Here is an 18440-nt window from a genome sequence, read left to right on the forward strand (position 1 = left end):
AAGGACTCCCGTGCTCTTTGGTCGTCGCCGACAACGGGCCGCCCGTCAGCCGACCGGGCCCGGAGCGCCGGTGCGGGTGGCCGCCGCGCTCTCGTCGGCCCGCCGCGGGATCGTCTCGGCGGTCCGGTCCGGCATCTCAGGCTCCGCTCGTGAGGAGGTCGGCGGCCTTCTCGCCGATCAGCATGGTCGGGGCGTGGGTGTTGCCGTGGGTGACCTTCGGCATCGCCGACGCGTCGGCGACCCGCAGCCCGGCGACACCGTGCACCCGCAGGCTGGCGTCGAGCACGCCCCCGGTCGCACCGCTCTCGGTGCCCATCCGGGCCGTGCAGCTGGGGTGATAGGTGTGCTCGACGCCTTGGCGCACGGCCTCCTCGAGGTCCGTGCGGCTGGTCCCGAACCTCGGGCCGGGGTGGATCTCGCGGTTGGCGAAGCCCTGGAGCGCCTTCGCGGCCATCACCTCGCGGGCCCGTTCGATGCCCTCGACCATCGAGGTCATGTCGTCGGGGTGCTCGAAGTAGTCGTTGCGGATCCGCACCTTGCGCTCGGGGTCGGCGGAGGCGAGCCGCACCGAGCCCTCGGAGCGGGCGCCCACCATCGACAGGCCGATCGCGATCGCCTGGCCGTCGTACTCCGCGGCACCGTGCTCCCAGAAGTACACCGGGGCGCCGATCATCTGCATGGACGGCGCGTCGTCGGCCACACTGGTGTGGAAGAAGGCGCCGGCCTCGCCGATGTTGGAGGTGAGCATGCCCTTGTGCTGTGCGAAGTACTTGAACAGCTGGGCCGGCTTCTCCGCGAACGCCAGGTTGTCGGGGTGGCTGCTGTCCCAGTTCACGAGGTACATCGGGTGGTCCATCAGGTGCGCGCCCACGTGGGGGTTGTCGACGACGGTCGCGATGCCATGCTCGGCGAGGTGGTCGGCCGGCCCGATGCCGGAGAGCATCAGCAGCTGGGGCGTGTTGTAGGCGCCGGCGGACAGGACGACCTCCCGCCGGGCGCGGAACGTCCTCAGCGCGCCACCGACCTTCGCGACCACGCCGGTGGCCCGACCGTTCTCGATCACGACACGGTGTGCCAGGGCGTTGCCGGTGATGGTGAGGTTGGGCCGCTTGCGGTACGGCGCCAGGTAGCCGTCCCACACGGTCCAGCGCCGGCCGCGGCGGGTGAACCGCTGGTAGAGCGACGCGCCCTCCTGCCGGGCGCCGTTGAAGTCGTCGGTGCGGCCGAGGCCGACCTCGACCATCGCCTCCACCAGCTGCCGCGAGCCCTCGCGCGGGTCGGGCGCGTCCTCGACGTACTGGGGCCCGGCTGCGCCGTGGAACTCGCCGGCGCCGCGGCTGTTGGTCTCCATCCGGCGGAACAGTGGCAGCACCTCGTCGTACGACCAGCCGGTGGCGCCGGCCTTGGCCCAGCCGTCGTAGTCGGCCCGGTTGCCGCGGATGTAGATCATCGCGTTCATGCCGCTGGTGCCGCCGAGCATCCGCCCGCGGGGCTGGTAGATCCGGCGTCCGCCGAGGTGCGGCTCCGGCTCGGACTCGTAGTCCCAGTCGAGCCTGGTGTGGAACTGCTTGGCGAAGGCCGCCGGGATCTGGACGTTCATGCTCGGCCGGCTGCGCCCGCCCGCCTCCAGGACCAGGACGGAGACGCCGGGATCCTCGCTCAGCCGGCTTGCCAGCACGGCCCCGGCCGATCCGCTGCCCACCACGACGTAGTCGTACTCGATCATCGGCTTCCCTCTCCTCGTGTCCTGACTCCCAGCGTGCGCGCGAAACGCGGTCGGCCGCTTGTGACGGAGGCCACACCTGGCACGGGCTTTTGTGGCAATCTCCAAGCAGGGTCGTCGCCGGGCGAGCTCTACTGAGCAGGTTGGTAGCTGACGCCAAAGGAGGCGATATGACGAGTCGGCCTGAGGCGATCGCGGCGATCGACGGATGGGTGCAGGAGTTCGCCGAGGCGGCGCTGAACCCGGTCCAGGTCGACGAGTTCGTGCGCAGCGTCGACGAGGAGATCATCGCGGCCATCCCGGAGATCGCGGGCGACCCCGCGCTCATCGAGGACCTGCACGCCTCCACGCGTGCCCACTGGCGCAGCTTCCTGGTCGGCCTCTCCGACGAGTTCCGCCTGACCCTGCCGCCCGCCGCGATCGCGTTGAGCCTGTCGATCGCGCGCCGGCACCTCGACATCAACGTGCTGCTGAAGGTCTACCGGGTCGCCAACAAGAGCGTCTTCCGCTACCTCACCGAGCGCACCCGGGCCGACGGACTGCCCGCCGGGCTCCCGCGGGACGAGACCCTGATCACCCTGTGGCTGCGCGCCGAGCGCTGGATCGACGAGTCCATCGAGCAGCTCATCGACCACTACACCGGGGAGCGCGCGCTGCTCGCCGAGGGCGCCCACGCCCGCCGCGCGGAGACGATCGAGTCGCTGATCTCGGGCGTGGACGTGACGGCCACGGCCGAGCAGGTCCTCGGCCACAAGCTGGGCCTGTGGCAGACCGCCTTCGTCCTGTCCGCCAGCCCGGGGAACGAGGCCGACGTCGCCTTCTTCGACATCGCCGTCCAGCTGTGCCAACAGCTCGGCCTGCCGCGTCCGCTGACGCACCTCACCGGCAGCCGGGAGCTGTGGGGCTGGGCGGCCACGCCCGACGAGCCGACCCCGGAGCTCGACGAGGTCGCCGACACGGTGGCCGACCTCGGGCTCCACCTCGCGGTCGGGCGCCCGTGCCACGGTCCGGCCGCGTTCCGCACCAGCCACCTGCAGGCCGTCGCCGCCCAGCGGATCGGCCTGCGCGCTGCGGGTCCGTGCCACGACTACCGGCACGTCGAGCTGGTCAGCCTGCTCGGTGACGGTGAGCTGGCGCGCGACATGGTCCGTCGGGTCCTCGGGCCGCTGCTCGGCCGCAGCAAGGGTGAGGAGGCGCTGCGCGCGACGGCGCTCGCCTACCTCCGCTCGGGGCAGAACGTCGACGCGACGGCCGAGGTGCTCTTCGTCCACCCCAACACCGTCCGCTACCGCGTCGGCCGGATCGAGGACCAGCTCGGCGGCCGGATCGCGCACCGTGCTGCCGTCCTCGAGGCGAGCCTGACCTGGCTCGACGTCTACGGCCCGTCCGGCCTCGCGTGAGGATCCACCACTCCCGGCGGGGCCCTGCCCACCACCGACAAAGACCCCTGCGGATTTTGTAGCCCACGACTATGACGCTCCTCACGCATCGCTGAAAGGTTGTCGGGACTCCCACCCGAAGCAGGCGGTGACGATTCATGGGGAATGTCATGGGGACCTCCACACGCAGGGCTGCGCCCAGACCGGGCAGCCTGGCAGCCGGCGTCTCCGAGCTCGGCGAGATGACCAAGCTCGGCGGCACCGTGACCTGGATGGCCGTCCGGGGACCGTGGGACTACTGGCGCGACACCGTCGACCAGATGTTCCTGATCCTCAAGCAGTGCTGGATCCCGATGGCTGTCTCGTGCACCTTCTTCGGCCTCGGCGCTCCGGGTCTGCAGGGCGGCAACATCTACGCGCTGTTCGGGATGCCGGAGCGACTGGGCTCGTTCTTCATCATGGCGAGCATCCGTGAGTTCGCCCCGTGGGTGAACGCGATGGTCGTCGCGGGCGTGGTCGGCTCGGCCATCACCGCCGACCTCGGGGCCCGCCGGATCCGGGACGAGATCGACGCCATGGAGGTCCTGGGCGTCGACCCGGTGCGGGCGCTCGCGCTGCCGCGGATCGTCGCCTGCACCCTCATCACCGGCCTGCTCGACATCGTCGCGCTCTGCTTCGGCCTGCTCGGCGGGTTCATCGCCGCCGTACCACTCCTCGGGGCCAACCCGTGGGCGTTCTACAACAGCCTGTTCGCCAACCTGACGACGCCCGACATCTGGGGCAGCGTCGTGAAGACCACGCTGTTCGGCCTGATCATCGGCGTCGTGTGCTGCTACAAGGGGATGTACGCCAAGGGCGGCGCGATCGGGGTCGGCCGGGCCGTCAACCAGGCGGTCGTGATCGCCTTCGCGCTGATCTGGGTCGTCAACGTCGTCTTCACCAACATCCTGCTCGGGCTCAACCCCGAGATCCAGGTCTTCAAGTAGGGCGGCGCGACGTGACGACCACTCCCGACCGCGGCGCCCGGCCGAGTGCGCCCGCCCCCAGCGACAGCGAGCTGTCCCTGGCGAGCGCGATGGGCTCGGTGCGGGCCGCGCTGACCACGGGCGGCGAGATCCTGCGCTTCTCGTGGCAGGTGACGCGCAGCCTGCCCGAGGTCCGGGTGCACTGGTCCGAGATCGTGCGCCAGGCCGGCATCCTGGTGCTCTCGAGCGCACTGATCATCTGGGCGATGCAGTTCGTCATGGGGACGATGTGCGGGACCGAGGCGATCTACACGCTCAAGCAGGTCGGCGCGCCGATCTACTCCGGCATCTTCAACGCCTGGTGCGCGGTCCGTGAGCTGGTGCCCTACATGTGGGGCTACATCCTGGCCGCCAAGATCGGCTGCGGCCTGGTCGCCGAGATCGGCTCGATGCGGATCGCGGAGGAGGTCGACGCGCTCGAGGTGATGGGCGTCGACTCGCGCAGCTATCTCGTCGGCACCCGGATCGTCGCGGCCTGGCTGTCCATGCCGTTCCTGTACGCCGTCAGCCTGGGCATGATGTCGCTCGGCGAGATCCTCGTGACGGTCTACTACGTCGGCGGCGTCTCGCCCGGTGGCCACATGTACGTCTTCTGGCTCTACCAGAACCCGATGGACTTCCTGTTCTCGATGTCCAAGGGCATGGCGATGGGGACCGCGATCGTCTTCGTCGCCTGCTACTACGGCTACACGGTCCGCGGTGGGTCGGTCGAGGTCGGCAAGAACACAGCCAGATCCATGGTCCTCAACATGGTGCTCATCCACCTGATCGGCGCCCTCGGAACCCAGCTCTTCTGGGGCCTCTCGCCCAACGCGCCCATCGGCAACTAAGGAAATCGCATGACCACCCTTGCTCCCACGGGTGCCGCCCACCGCGGTCCCGACCTGCCCGGCGACCAGCACTCGATGGAGGTGCGCAACGTCCACAAGAGCTTCGGGCCCTACGACATCTTGACCGGGATGAACCTCAACTTCGTCGACAACGCCATCACGACGATCCTCGGGCCGTCGGGCACCGGCAAGAGCGTGCTCATCAAGCACCTGGTCGGCCTGCTGGAGCCGGACGAGGGCGAGGTGCTGATCTTCGGCCAGGACATCTGGAAGATCAGCAAGCAGGAGCGCTACGAGCTCCGCAAGCGGTTCGGCGTCCTGTTCCAGGACGGCGCGTTGTTCGGCTCGATGAACATCTTCGACAACGTGTGCTTCCCGCTGCGCAAGCACACCGACATGGCGGAGCACGAGATCCGCGACCTGGTCATGGACCGCCTCCAGGAGGTCGGCCTGGAGGGTGCCGCGGCCAAGCTGCCCAGCGAGGTGTCCGGCGGGATGCGCAAGCGCGCCGGCTTCGCCCGGGCGCTGATCCTCGACCCCGACATCGTCATGTTCGACGAGCCGGACTCGGGTCTGGACCCGGTCCGGACCAGCCTCCTCAACGACGTCATCCTCGAGATGCACGAGCGGCACAAGGGCACGTACATGGTGGTCACCCACGACATGGCGACCGCACGCAAGGTGAGCGACTACGTCGGCGTGGTCTGGAAGGGCAAGTGCATCCACTACAGCGAGGCCGATGCCGCCTTCGACTCGGACGACCCGTTCGTGCGGCAGTTCCTCGCCGGTGACTCCGTCGGCCCGCTGGGGATGGACTGATGGAGCGGGGCGCGATCGTCGTCGGCGTGCTCGCCGTCGCCCTCGCCGGGGGCGGCGCGGTGGCGTTGGAGAAGGGCGACGGGTACGCCGTGCGCGCGGTGCTGCCCAACGCAGGCAACCTGTTCGTCGGCAGCTCGGTGATGTACGACGGCTACGAGGCCGGCAGCGTCACCGACATCGAGGTCGAGGACGGCAAGGCCCTGGTCTCGCTGGCGCTCGACGACGAGTTCGGCCCCCTGCACGACGGCGCCAGCGTCGAGGTGGTCTGGAAGGCCGCACTCGGCGAGCGCCTGGTCCGCGTGGTCGACGGCGACGAGAAGAACGCCGAGCTGCCCGACGGCGCGCTGCTCGCAGGCGTCCAGCGGGAGCCGGTCGAGCTGGACGCGGTGCTGTCCGCCCTCGACGAGCCGACCCGCGCCCACCTGGCCTCGCTGGTCTCTCGGCTCGAGAGCACCCTGAGCGGACGCGAGGGTGAGGCGAGGGACAGTCTGACCGCAGCCGGGCCCGCGGTCGAGCAGCTCGGTGCCGTGCTGCGCGGTGTCGGCACCGACGGCGAGGCGATCAAGCAGATCATCCGCCAGCTCGACGAGACGATGGGGATCCTCGGCTCGCGCAGCGAGAGCCTGGAGCAGGTCGTCACCTCGCTGGCGTCGGCGACGAGCGCGGTAGCCGACCAGCAGCGCGGCCTGGGGGACACCCTCGACCGGCTGCCGCCCGTCCTGACGAGCGCCACCCGGACCCTGGAACGGGTGCCGGGAACGGTCGAGGAGACGCTGCCGATGCTGGAGGACCTGGCCCCGGCGACCAAGCGCCTGAAGCCGGTGGCGAAGAACCTGCGCCCGCTGCTGCAGGACCTCCGCCCGACGGTGGCCGACCTGCAGCCCACTCTCGTCGCGCTGTCCGAGCTGCTCGGCATCACTCCCGCCCTGATGGACGTCAGCACCGCGACCATCCCGGCCGCCGACACGGCCATGCTCGGCCTGACCCCCGCGATCGACTTCCTGCGGCCCTACACGCCCGAGATCGTCGGCTGGGCCACGAACTGGGGATCGGCCGGTGGCAACAAGGACAGCAACGGGCACTACGTCCGATTCCACATCCAGACGGGAACCGAGGCGGTCATCCCCAGCGGCAGGCCCGGCCCCGGCGTCACCCAGAACCTGACGCCCGAGCCCGGCGAGCCGGTCGGCCAGTCCTGGACCGACGCCAACGGAAGCGAGATGCGATGAAGGACGTCAAGGACGTCGCCCGCGCCGGCCTGGTCGCGGCCCTGATCGCGGGCGGCATCGTCGTGGTGTCCACCTTCGCCGGCGACGACGATCCCGACGACCTGCTCCGCGTCCGGTTCGTGTCGGCTGCCCCGCTGGTGGAGGGCAACCAGGTCAAGGTCGACGGTGTCGTGGTCGGCACCGTGGAGTCGCTCGAGGTCAAGGAGGGCGTGGCCGAGGTCGCGCTCGACCTCGAGGACGAGGCGGGACCGCTGCACCGGGACGCGCGACTCACCATCCGCCCGGTCAGCCTGCTCGGCGAGCGGTACGTCGACCTCGACCGCGGCACGCCGGAGGCGCCGCTGCTGCCGGACGGCACGGTGATCCCGGTCGAGCAGACCGCCACCTCGGTCGGCCTCGACGAGGTCCTCAACACCGTCGACGAGCCGACCGGCGCTGGGCTCCGGGCGCTGGTGACCACCCTCGGCGAGGGCATGCAGGGCAATGGCGCCCAGCTCGACCGGGCGCTCGAGGTGCTGGCCCCGAGCCTGAAGGACACCCGAGCCCTGGCGGCCGTCCTCGACCAGCACAACGAGCTGCTGGTCCGCCTCATCGACCAGTTCGAGCCGGTGGCCGGCGCGCTGGCGACCCGCGACGGCGCGGCGATGGACCAGCTCGTCGCGTCCTCCGACCAGGTCCTCGCGGCCGTCCGCGAGCGGCAGGCGAAGCTCGAGCGGACCCTCGACCGGCTGCCCGGGACCCTGTCCGTGCTGCGCTCGACCCTCGGCAACGTCCGCAGCGCCGCCGACGACACCGCGCCGACCTTGGCCGAGTTGCGCCCGCTCACCGACAAGCTGCCCCAGCTGTCGAAGGAGCTGCGCGCGTTCTCCGACGTACTCGATCCCGCGCTGGCGACCTCGCAGCCGGTCCTGGACGAGGCGGACGAGCTGCTGCGCGCCGCCGCACCCGTCGCCGCCGACCTGGAGGCCGCGGCGCCCGGCCTGGCCCGGTCGACCGGTGGCGTCGAGAAGGTCGCCGACCGGCTGACGGGCAACCGGGACAAGCTCTTCGACTGGATCCGGTTCTGGGCACTCACCACGAACGGCCGTGACGGCCTGTCCCACTACTTCCGGGTCGGCGCGGTGGTCGATCCGGACATGCTGACCGGGCTGCTGCCGGCGGCCCCGACCGACCCGACGGCCGGCCCCAAGGCCGGAGGCGAACCGGGAGGAGCCAAGCAGCAGGGCGGAGAGGTCCCGGCCGGCCCGGCCGGCCCGCTGAACGGCGTGGTCGGCGGGGTGAACGGGGTCCTCGAAGGGCTGACCGGGCTGCTGACCGGTCTGCTCCAGCCCGGCAGCGACGGCAGCGCCACCGGCCTGACCGCGGAACAGGAGAAGGGTCTGCTCGGCATGCTTCTCGGAGGTCTCTCATGACGCTGGACCCGCTCGTCCGATGGCTGCGGAGTCCGCTCGGCATCGGCTCGCTCGTCGTCGCGCTCTTCGGCGCGGCCGTGGTGTTCGGCCTCAACGCCACCCACGGCATGCCCCTCGCCGAGCGCAAGGAGGTCCGGATCGCGTTCGACGACCTCAGTGGCCTGAACACCGGGGACGACGTCCGGATCGCCGGCAGCCGGGTCGGCTACGTCGACGCGCTCGAGCTCGATGACGGGCAGGCGGTCGCGGTCATCAAGCTCGACGACCCCGACACCCCGCTGTACGAGGACGCGCGCGCGGCCCGGGTCTCCGACCGCTCCGGGCTGGGCCAGAAGTTCGTCACCCTCGACCCGGGCGACCCCTCGACCGGCCCGCTGCGTGACGGCGGCGTGATCCCGGCCGACCAGACCGTCGAGGCCGAGGAGGTCAACGAGCTGCTCGACGTGTTCGACGAGCAGACCCGTGCGGACGCGTCCACGACGCTGAAGAACCTCGGCGGCGGCCTGGCGGCCCACGGTGAGGACCTGCATCGGTTCCTCGGCGACGCGCCGGGCATCCTCGAGGACACCGGCACCGTCTCCGGTGCCCTGGCGACCGGCGGTGGCACCCCGCTGGAGCGGATGCTCGCGTCGGGGGACCGGCTCACCGGACGGCTCGCCGCCCGCGACGACGAGCTGGCCGCCCTCGTGGACCAGCTGGCCGTGACCGTCGACGCCTTCGCGGTCGACGGGGGCGACCCCGTCCGGGCCTCCCTCGACCGCGCGCCGGACACGCTGGACAGCGCCGACGCGGCGCTCCGCGCCCTCGACGCGCCGCTCGCCGACCTGGCGGTCGCGATGCGCGAGATCCGCCCGGGAGCCGTCTCCCTGGGCCGGGCGACCCCCGACCTGCGGGCGCTCCTGCGCGAGGGGGTGACGCCGGTGCGGAAGATGCCGGGCGTGAACAGGTCGGCGGTGCCGGGCGTCCAGGCGCTCGACGCCCTCGTCGCCGATGCCCGGCCACTGGCCGACCAGCTGGTCACGACCGGCTCGACGGCGGCACCGCTGGCGGGCGTGCTCGGCGACTACGCAGACGACATCTCCCGCTACTACACGGGAGCCTCGGCATCGCTGTCCCACGGCGACCGCGCCGGACACTGGCTGCGGATCCTGCTCCTCCCCGCGCCCGAGAACGCGGGCCTGCCGCTCCTGGTCGACCGTGATCCCTACCCCGAGCCCGGAGAGACGTGGTGACCGGCATGCGTACGACGACCCGGGCCCGCCGCGGCCTGACCACACTGCAGCTGGGCAAGATCTTCGTCGCCCTGGCGCTGGTCGCGGCCGCCCTGCTGTTCCAGAAGGCCCAGCTGTCCGCGGCCCTGCGCCCCGGCGAGACCGTCGAGATCCAGTTCCGTGAGGCGCACCGCCTGCGGACCGCGATCTCGGACGTCAAGATGTCCGGCGTCGACGTCGGCGTCGTCCGCTCGGTCGAGAGGGACGGGGACCTCACCACGGTCGAGGTCAAGGTCGACGACGACGTGGTCGAGGCGATGGGGAGCGCGCCGTCCGCCCGGATCCGGCCGGCCACCCTGCTCGGCGGCAACTACTACGTGGAGCTGCTCCCCGGCGGCCGCAAGGGCGCCTTCGCCGGCGTCATCCCGGTCGACCGCACGGAGCTGCCGGTCGAGCTCGACGGTGTCGCCCGGGCCTTCCCCGCCGACGCGCGCAAGGGCGTGCGGACGGGGACCCGAGCCCTCGACGAGTCACTCGACCGGCGTGGCCGCGCGGCACTGCGCCGCCTGCTGAGGTCCAGCCCGCAGACGCTGGTCTCGACCGAGGCCGTGCTGCGCGGCCTGCGCGGCACCGCACCGGAGGCGGACCTGGCGGCCCTGGTCGCGGGCGGCGAGAACGTCTCGACGGTGCTGTCCTCCGAGAACGTCCGCCTGGCCCGGCTCGTCGACGACCTGGCGACCACGTCGTCGGTGCTCGCCAACCGCCGCCGGGACCTCGCCGCCGTGTCCCGCACCATGCCGGGCACCCTCGACGACACCTCGGTGCTGCTCGACCGGCTCGACGGGGTGCTGGACTCGCTCGAGGACACCGCGGACCCGGTCCGCCCGGCCGTGCGGGAGCTGTCCACCGTGCTCGACGACGCCGACCCCGTCCTGGCGCGGGCCCGGCCCGTCGTGGCCGATCTGCGGGTGGTGCTGGAGGACGCGCGGCCGCTGGTCGGGGAGCTGGTGCCGATCAGCCGCGATCTCGACGCGACCGTGCGCAACGTGAACGGCGCCGTGCTCGATCGGGTCAACGGCCCGATCCTCGGTCAGCTGATGGCGCCGTGGCACGGGACCGGCCCGTACGCCCGGGGTGGCGCCGATCGCCCGCTCTACAAGGAGACCGCCTACATGTTCTCCAACCTCGCCCAGGCCAACATGATGGACGGCAACGGCTCGATGATCTCCTTCCTCCCCGGCGTCGGGCCGGCGTCGTTGGCCGGACTGCCGATCAGCCTGGAGCAGCTGCTCACCGGTGGCACGTCGGGAGCGGGACGATGAGCCGCCGCCTGCGCCGCTTCTGGGAGCGCGCGCGCAGCGAGCCCGGCCTCGGCAAGAACCTGATCGCCGTCGGCGTGCTCGTCGCGCTCGGCACCACCGTCGCGGGCTACTTCCTGGCACACCAGCGGTTCAACCCGCCGTGGGAGGACAGGTACACCGTCTACGCCGTCCTCGACGAGGCCGCGGGCGTCAGCCCGGGCAACGGCCAGGAGGTCCGCATCGCCGGCGTCCAGGTCGGCGACATCCGCTCGGCGGAGGTCGGCCCGGACGGGCAGGCACGTCTGGAGCTGCGGATCGACTCCGGTCAGGAGGTGCACGAGGACGCACGCCTCCTGCTGCGCCCCAAGAGCCCGCTCAACGACATGTACGTCGAGATCAGCCCGGGCACCGCCGACGCGCCGCTCCTCGGCGACGGCGACACCATCCCGCTCGGTCGGACCGTGTCGCCGGTGCAGGTCGACGACGTGCTGGCGAACCTCGACAGGCACACGCAGGACGCGTTGAGCAGCCTGTTCGCGGAGTCGGACGTGGCCCTGGTCAACGCGCCGGACACGCTCCCGCCCGGGCTGGAGCAGGCGGACCTGCTGATGCAGGACCTGCAGCCGGTCCTGCGGCGCCTCGAGACCCGGCGGGAGAACCTGGCCCAGCTGGTCCACTCCCTCGCCCAGGTGTCCGCGGCGGCCGGCCACAACGACGCGCGGCTGCAGCGGATGGCCACCTCGCTCGGCCAGACCCTCAGCACCCTGGCGGGGAGCCGGGCCGGCCTCGACGGCACGCTCGCCCAGCTCCCGGAGCTGTCGGCGGACCTGCGGACCACCACGCGCAGCGTCGCGGCGCTGGCCGACCAGCTCGACCCGACCCTGGCGGACGTCCGGGCCGCCAGCGACGAGCTGCCGGGGGCCCTGAAGAGCTTCAACAGCAGCATCGACGAGCTCGACGGCTTCGTGAGGAAGGCCGGTCCGGTCCTCGAGCACGCCCAGCCCGTGGTCGGCGACCTGCGGGCGGCCGCGCCCGACGTACGGCGCATCGCCGGCGACCTGCGCCCGCTCAGCGCCGACGCGCAGCCCCTCACCGCGGATCTCGTGACCCACCTCGACGACGTCTCCGCGTTCGTCTACAACACCAACTCCGTCGCCAGCCTCCGGGACGCCAACCGGGGCATCCTGCGCGGCCTGTTGACGATCTCGCCCGAGACGCTGGGAGGCCTGCTGCCATGAGAGTCCCGCACGCGGTCGTCCCCAAGCTCCGGGGCGTGACGGTGCTGGCGTTCCTCGCGCTGTGCGCCACGATCTTCAGCTTCCTGTGGCTGCAGGCCGGCGGCAAGCTGCCGGTCCTCTCGCGGGCCGGCTACCAGGTGACGGTCCCGTTCGCGGACGTGGACAACCTGGTCTTCCAGTCCGATGTGCGCATCGCCGGTGTCGAGGTCGGCCAGATCGAGCGGATCGACGTGCAGGGACCTCGGGCGATGGTGACCCTCGAGCTCGACGCCGCCGCCGTCCCGCTGCACGAGGGCGCCTCGATCACCGTCCGCAACAAGACGATGATCGAGGAGACCTACCTCGAGATCGTCGACGGCACCGGCGCGGCGTACGACGACGGCGCGACCCTTCCCGAGGCGGCGGGCCGGGGCAGCGTCCAGCTCAACGACGTGCTCTCCAGCCTCGACGAGCCGACCCGCGAGGACCTGTCCCGACTGATCCGGTCCGGGGGTGCGGCGACGGCCGACACCCAGGGACAGGTCGACGCCCTGCTCGCCGGGCTCGGCGACCTCGGCGACCATGCCGATGCCCTCGACGCCCTGGCCGCGCAGTCGGAGGACCTGACGTCGCTGCTGGCGACCTCGACGCGGGTGCTCGACGCGCTCGACGTCCAGCAGGGACGGATCGCCGATCTCACCCGGGACGCGCAGACCCTCACCGCGGTCACGGCCGGGCACGAGGAGGACGTCGAGGCGCTGATGCGCGCCCTGCCGCCACTGCTCGCGTCGACCGAGCGGGCCGGTGGGAGCCTGGAGGACCTCGCCACGCCGCTCGCCACCGTGTCCCGCAACCTGCGTGGTGCCGCGCCCGACCTCAGCGCCGCCCTCGTCGAGCTTCCCGCGACCACCCGGGACCTGCGGGGGCTGCTGCCCGCCCTCGACACCACGCTGGACCGGGCCCCCGCCTCCCTCACCCGGCTCTCGCCGCTGCGGGAGGCGGCCGCCCCGCTGCTCGGGACCCTCCAGGTCAACCTGGCCGACCTCAACCCGATGCTGGCCTACATGTCGCCCTACGGCCGCGACATCGTGTCGTACTGGTCGAACTTCATCGGCTTCGTGAAGAGCGGTGACAGCAACGGCCCGATCGCCCGGGTGATGCCGGTGCTGACCCCCAACTCCGCGAACCTGGCGGTACCGCTGAGCCCCACGACGATGTACAACCCGTACCCGGACCCCGGCCAGCACGACAACCCGGCCGAGTTCACCGGGAAGTACCCGAAGATCGAGGAGGACCCGATTCCTTGATCAGCTCACGGAGGCTCCGGACCCTGGCCGTCGTGGCGGTGGCCCTGGGGCTCGTCGCCCTGCTCCTCGTGGGGGTAGGCCGGGTCCGGGTGGAGACCGGCGTCGATGACTTCGTGCCGCGCGGCGATCGCACCCTCGCCGCGACCGGTGAGGCGGCCGAGGAGTTCGGCGGGGACCCGGTCGTCGTGCTGCTCGAGTCGACGACGCCCGGTGCGCTCCTCGACAAGGAGCGCATGCCCGACCTGCTCCGGCTCGAGGGTGAGCTCGCCCAGCTGCCGGACGTCGCCAGGGTCTACGGCCCGGGAACCGTCCTCAACCAGATCGCCGGCCAGGCCCAGGACCTGCTCGCCGAGCTCAGCGGCTACCGCGACGCACTGCGCTCGCGTGCCGAGCGCGAGGCGAGGGAGCGGGGCGCGAGCGCGGCGGAGGCCGAGGCGGCCGCGCGGGCCGCGACCAGCGACTTCGACGAGCGCTACACCGCACTGCTCGCGCAGGGGATGCCCGGCGGCCTGCCGACCCTGCACAACCAGGCGTTCATCGACCGGGTGGTGTTCAACGCGGAGGGTGATCCCCGCCCCCAATGGGACTTCCTGGTGCCGCGTCCCGACGCCGTCGTCGTGCTCGTCCGGCCCCGGTCATCGCTGAGCCAGAGCGCGACCGAGCGCCTCGTCGGTGCCGTCCAGGCCGCCGTCGACGCGAGCGGAGTGGGTCGCGGCGACGCGATCCGCAAGGCCACGGTCTCCGGCGTGCCCGCGGTCGTGGCCTCCCTCGGCGAGCAGATCCGGCACGAGATCCCGCTGCTCGGCGGCGTCGCCGTGCTCACTGTCGGGGCCTGGTTCCTGCTGACCGGCTGGACCCGGCGACGGGTCCGGTTGCTGCCTCTCGGTGCCACGCTGCTCGGCACCGCCGCCGTGCTCGCGCTCGCCGGCTGGGCCGGACGTCCGCTCCCGCTGACCGCCGTCGCGTTCCTGCCCGTGCTGCTCGGCATCGGCTCGGACTTCATGACCTACCTGCACCGCGGCGCCGGCGGCCGGACCGTGGTCGCCGCGGCACTCGCCTCGGCGGCCGGGTTCGCCGCGCTGCTCGTCGCCCCGGTGCCCGCGGTCGCGGAGCTGGGCGCCAGCCTGGCTGTCGGCCTCGTGGTCACCGTGCTGGTCTCGCTCGGTCTCCAGCGGCTGTTCCCCGGGCTGCGCGACGACACCGCCCCACCCGCCCGGGTCGTGCAGGAGCCGAGGGGTGCCGCCGGTGCCCGCGGGCCCCTGACGGCGGCGGTCGTGGCGGTCGTGGCCGCGGCCACCGCCGGCTGGGTGCTGTTCCCGACGCTCGACCTGCGCTCCGACTTCAACTCCCTCGCCGACGGCCTGCAGCGATACGACGACGCGCAGCACGTGCAGCGCGTCGTCGGCACCTCGGGGGAGGTCCTCCTCGTCGTCCGCGGTGCCGACGTCCTCGATGCCGCGTCCCTCGCCTGGATGGACGGCGCCCGGCAGCAGTTGGTCACCGACCACGGTGACGCCCTGAGCCCGGTCCTGTCGCCGCCGGACCTGCTCGCCTTCCTCGGCGCGACCCCCGGCGACGACCAGGTCGCCGCGGCGGTGCGGCTGCTGCCGCCGTACCTGGCCTCCAGCGTGGTCACGCCGGAGCGGGACCTGGCGATCATGAGCTACGGCGTCGACCTCGACGACGTCGCCCGGCTGTCCACTCTGCGGACCTACCTGCGCGACCTGGCCGCGACCGCCCCTCCGGGCCTCGACGTCGAGGTCGCGGGGCTGCCGATGGTCGCGGTCTCGGCCCACGACGCCATGCGACAGGACCGGATGCTGGCGGCCGTGCTCGGTGTCGTCGCCGCCGGCCTGGTGCTGCTGCTGGTGCTGCGTGAGCGGCGGGTCGCCCTCGTCGCCGTGCTCTCGGCGGCCACGGCGTCCGGCCTGGTGGCGCTCGGGCTGGTGGTCGCCGGGGCCACGCTGAGTCCGATGACGGCGGGCCTCGGGTCGCTGACCGCTGCCGTCGCCTGCGAGTTCACGGTGCTGCTGGCCCATGCCCGGCGCACCGGCGACGCGCGGCTCGCGCGCGCCGTCGACCTCGCCGCGGCCGCGTCGGGCACCGGGTACGTCGTCCTGGCGCTGTCCCAGCTCGGGGTGATCCGGGACTTCGGCATCCTGCTCGCCCTGACCGTCGCCGTCTCGCTGGCCGTCTCACGTCTGCTGGTGCGGGCACTGCTGCCCGGAGCCGGGAGGGTCGCGGTCGTCGCGACAGCGCAACAGGAGCGAGTTCTGGAGGTCGTCGGATGAGGTGGGGCCAGCGCAGGATCCAGGTCGGGGCGGTGCTCGCCGTCGCTCTCGGCATGCTCGTCGTCGCGCCGGGATGGCGACCATGGAGCGACGAGCTGCCCGACGACGCGGCGTTCGCCATCGGCGAGCGGGTCGTGACCGTCGCCGAGCTCGACGCCCGCAACGACTCGTTGCGGGCCCTCTACGGCGTCGAGGAGCCCGGCGGCGGCGCCGACCAGGCCTCCTTCCGGCGGCAGGCGGCGAAGTCGATGGCGATCAGCATCGTGCTCGACCGTGCCGTGGACGATGCCGGCATCGAGGTGTCGGACACGACCGTCGACCAGACGCTGAGCGGCTTCATCGAGCAGCGGTTCCAGGGCGACCGCACCGCGTTCGTCTCCTCGCTCGGCAACGTCAACACCTCGGAGCGGGTGGTGCGCGACGAGGTACGCCGCCAGATCGCGCTGCGCGAGCTGCTGGCCGCGATCGCGGGAGAGGTCACGGTGTCGAAGGCCGAGCTGAGGGCCGCGTTCGAACAGCGCCGGGACCAGCTCGGCACGCCGGAGCGCCGACGGGTGCGCAACATCGTGGTGGCCGACGAGCAGGCGGCGCGGGAGATCCGCACCCGGCTCGACGCGGGCGCGGATCCCGCGCGGGTCGCTCGCCGGGCAAGTATCGACGGCGCCACCCGCGACGCCGGCGGCGACCTCGGCGCCGTCGCGCGGGCGGACCTGCTGCCCGAGGTCGGCGCGGCCGTCTTCGGCACGCCGGCCGGGGCGGCGTACGGTCCGGTCCAGGGGAGTCAGGGCTGGAACGTCGGTGTCGTGGTCGAGGTGCTGCCCGCCGTTCCCGCCACCTTCGCCGCCGTCCGCGCCGACCTGCGCCGGCAGCTCACGGGGGAACGGACGGAGGCGAGGTGGAGCGACTGGCTCGCGGGGCGGATCAGGGCCGCCGACATCCGCTACCGGGAGCCCTACCGGCCGCGCGACCCCTATGACGTCACGGCCTGGAACCAGCCGGCCACCGGGACGGAGCCTCAGCCGTGACCTCGATGCTCGACGCCCTGACCTGCCTGGCGATCGCCTGCCTGCTCGTGGTGCTCGGCGCCTGGGGTCGCACCCACGCCGACAGCCTGGTGGTCGACGCGATCCAGGGTGAGGAGCGCGAGCAGCGGATCGCCGTGCTGCGCCGCGGCGCGATCACCTGCCACGTCGTCGCCGCGGTGCTCGGCCTGGCCGCGTTCTTCCTGATCGCCACCCGCTGAGTCAGGCTCGGGCCGGGCCCAGGCGCAGGTCGCGGATGGCGAGCTGGGCGGCGCGGTAGCCCGCCATGCCGTGGGCGCCGGGGCCGGGAGGGGCGGCGGCCGAGCACAGGTAGACCCCGCGGGCTCCGGTCCGGTACGGGTTGCGGCCGGGGCGCGGACCGAGCAGCAGGGCGCCGGGACTCTTGGCGCCGGTGAGGATGTCGCCCCCGGCGTAGTTGGCGTTCCCGGCGGCGAAGCGCCCCGGCCGGGTGACGTGGACGTCGACGATCCGCTCGCGCAGGCCCGGGGCGAACCGCTCCACCTGGGCGATGATCGCGTCGGTCGCGTCGCCGTCGAAGCCGGCCGGGACGTGGGCGTAGCTGTAGACCGGGTGCACGTCGCCGCGTGAGCGCGACGGGTCGGCGAGGTACTGCTGGCCGAGCAGCACGAAGGGGCGCTCAGGCATCCGGCCGGACGCGACCGCTCGCTCGTTCGCGATGATCTCGGCCGGACCACCGCCGAGGTGCACGGTGCCGGCGCGGCCGAGCTCCGCGTCGCGCCAGGGCACGCCCTGCTCGACGGCGAGGTCGACCTTGTAGGCGGCCGGGCCGTTGCGGTGGCGGCGATAGGCACGCCGGGTGCCCGCGGGCAGCCGGTCGCCGTACAGGCTCAGGGCGGCCGTGGGCGCGAGGTTGAGCAGGACGGCGTCGGCGGGCGGTAGCTGGTCGAGCGCCGTGACCGGCACGCCGGTCTCGATCTTGCCGCCGAGGTCGGCGAGAGCCTTGGCCATCGCGTCGGTCAGCGCCTGGGTGCCGCCGACGACCACCGGCCAGCCGTCGTGGTGGCCCGCGGTGAGGATGCCCACGCCGATGGCGGAGGAGACGACCTCGGTCAGCGGGCGCATGGCGTGGGCCGTGGTGCCGAGGAAGAGGGCGCGAGCCTGCTCGGTGCGGAAGAACCGCGCCAGCAGCGCCGCCGGCAGGACGGTCGGAGCGCCGAAGCGGCCCATCAGCAATGGGTGCCGCGGCAGGTGGACGACCGGGCCGAGGATGTCGGCCGCGAGCCGGTCGTAGGCCCGGGACGGCCCGCCGAAGAGCATCCGCCACCGCCGGGCATCGGCACCCAGGCCGGACGCGGTGGCGTCGACCGAGCGGTGCAGCAGGGCAGGTGCGCCGTCGTCGAGGGGATGGGCGGCGTCGATCTCCGGCCACGCCCACCGCAGGCCGTAGCGGTCGAGCCCGGCCAGGGCGGGGGACTGGAGCGCCATCGGATGGAAGGCCGCGCAGTGGTCGACGAGGATCCCCGGACCGAAGGGCTGGACGGTGCGGGTCCCGCCGCCGATCTCGTCCTGCGCCTCGAGCACGGTCACCTGGGCGCCGGCGCGGGCCAGGGTCAGCGCGGCGGCCAGGCCGTTGGGACCGCTGCCGATCACGAGGACGTCCGTCATGGTTCGACGGTACGGCGTCCGCCGGGC

The 18440-nt window shown here is 72.7% G+C and carries 15 protein-coding genes; 13 read left to right on the forward strand and 2 right to left on the reverse strand.

Annotated elements, in window-relative coordinates; translation table 11 throughout:
- Window positions 1–136: 136 nt before the first annotated feature.
- Window positions 137–1726 carry a GMC family oxidoreductase gene (locus tag KVF89_RS24690; RefSeq protein WP_257429494.1) on the reverse strand — a complete coding sequence of 530 codons (1590 nt, stop codon included), beginning with the start codon at window positions 1724–1726 and terminating at the stop codon, window positions 137–139.
- Between the two features lie 167 nt (window positions 1727–1893).
- Between KVF89_RS24690 and KVF89_RS24695 the strand changes: the two genes are divergently transcribed.
- The 13 genes from KVF89_RS24695 to KVF89_RS24755 all read left to right on the forward strand — a co-directional run bounded on the left by KVF89_RS24695 (window position 1894) and on the right by KVF89_RS24755 (window position 16987).
- Window positions 1894–3123, forward strand: a complete 1230-nt coding sequence (locus KVF89_RS24695) for a PucR family transcriptional regulator (protein ID WP_257429495.1) — start codon at window positions 1894–1896, stop codon at window positions 3121–3123.
- Window positions 3124–3272: 149 nt separating this feature from the next.
- Window positions 3273–4088, forward strand: a complete 816-nt coding sequence (locus KVF89_RS24700) for an MlaE family ABC transporter permease (protein ID WP_257429497.1) — start codon at window positions 3273–3275, stop codon at window positions 4086–4088.
- 11 nt (window positions 4089–4099) lie between these two features.
- Window positions 4100–4957, forward strand: coding sequence for an ABC transporter permease (locus KVF89_RS24705; RefSeq protein WP_257429499.1), 858 nt, complete (start codon window positions 4100–4102; stop codon window positions 4955–4957).
- 9 nt (window positions 4958–4966) lie between these two features.
- Entirely contained in the window at window positions 4967–5776 is an 810-nt protein-coding gene (locus KVF89_RS24710) for an ABC transporter ATP-binding protein (RefSeq protein ID WP_257429501.1), read from the forward strand.
- Complete coding sequence (locus KVF89_RS24715) at window positions 5776–7005, forward strand: MlaD family protein (RefSeq protein WP_257429503.1); 1230 nt, start codon at window positions 5776–5778, stop codon at window positions 7003–7005. Before KVF89_RS24710 ends, KVF89_RS24715 begins: the two co-directional genes overlap by 1 nt.
- The gene (locus KVF89_RS24720) at window positions 7002–8417 is read left to right on the forward strand and encodes an MlaD family protein (RefSeq protein ID WP_257429504.1); all 1416 of its coding nucleotides are present in this window, start codon (window positions 7002–7004) and stop codon (window positions 8415–8417) included. The genes KVF89_RS24715 and KVF89_RS24720 overlap by 4 nt, the downstream gene beginning before the upstream one ends.
- Window positions 8414–9649, forward strand: a complete 1236-nt coding sequence (locus tag KVF89_RS30205; protein ID WP_273475579.1) for an MlaD family protein — start codon at window positions 8414–8416, stop codon at window positions 9647–9649. Before KVF89_RS24720 ends, KVF89_RS30205 begins: the two co-directional genes overlap by 4 nt.
- A 5-nt stretch (window positions 9650–9654) precedes the next feature.
- Window positions 9655–10950 carry an MlaD family protein gene (locus KVF89_RS24730; RefSeq protein WP_257429506.1) on the forward strand — a complete coding sequence of 432 codons (1296 nt, stop codon included), beginning with the start codon at window positions 9655–9657 and terminating at the stop codon, window positions 10948–10950.
- On the forward strand, window positions 10947–12167 hold the full coding sequence (locus KVF89_RS24735; protein ID WP_257429507.1) for an MlaD family protein: 1221 nt from the start codon (window positions 10947–10949) through the stop codon (window positions 12165–12167). Before KVF89_RS24730 ends, KVF89_RS24735 begins: the two co-directional genes overlap by 4 nt.
- A complete protein-coding gene (locus tag KVF89_RS24740) occupies window positions 12164–13453 on the forward strand; it encodes an MlaD family protein (protein WP_257429510.1) in 1290 nt (429 codons plus the stop codon). Before KVF89_RS24735 ends, KVF89_RS24740 begins: the two co-directional genes overlap by 4 nt.
- Window positions 13454–13485: 32 nt before the next feature.
- Window positions 13486–15744: an MMPL family transporter gene (locus KVF89_RS30495; protein ID WP_257429512.1), complete on the forward strand. Its 2259-nt coding sequence runs from the start codon at window positions 13486–13488 to the stop codon at window positions 15742–15744.
- On the forward strand, window positions 15741–16769 hold the full coding sequence (locus KVF89_RS24750) for a peptidylprolyl isomerase (RefSeq protein WP_257429514.1): 1029 nt from the start codon (window positions 15741–15743) through the stop codon (window positions 16767–16769). Before KVF89_RS30495 ends, KVF89_RS24750 begins: the two co-directional genes overlap by 4 nt.
- The gene (locus KVF89_RS24755) at window positions 16766–16987 is read left to right on the forward strand and encodes a hypothetical protein (RefSeq protein ID WP_257429515.1); all 222 of its coding nucleotides are present in this window, start codon (window positions 16766–16768) and stop codon (window positions 16985–16987) included. Before KVF89_RS24750 ends, KVF89_RS24755 begins: the two co-directional genes overlap by 4 nt.
- Window position 16988: 1 nt before the next feature.
- Here the strand turns inward: KVF89_RS24755 and KVF89_RS24760 are convergent, their stop codons facing one another.
- The gene (locus KVF89_RS24760; RefSeq protein ID WP_273475580.1) at window positions 16989–18413 is read right to left on the reverse strand and encodes a phytoene desaturase family protein; all 1425 of its coding nucleotides are present in this window, start codon (window positions 18411–18413) and stop codon (window positions 16989–16991) included.
- Window positions 18414–18440: the final 27 nt, after the last annotated feature.

It is taken from the genome of Nocardioides carbamazepini, assembly GCF_024614185.1.
Classification (GTDB): Bacteria; Actinomycetota; Actinomycetes; order Propionibacteriales; family Nocardioidaceae; genus Nocardioides; species Nocardioides carbamazepini.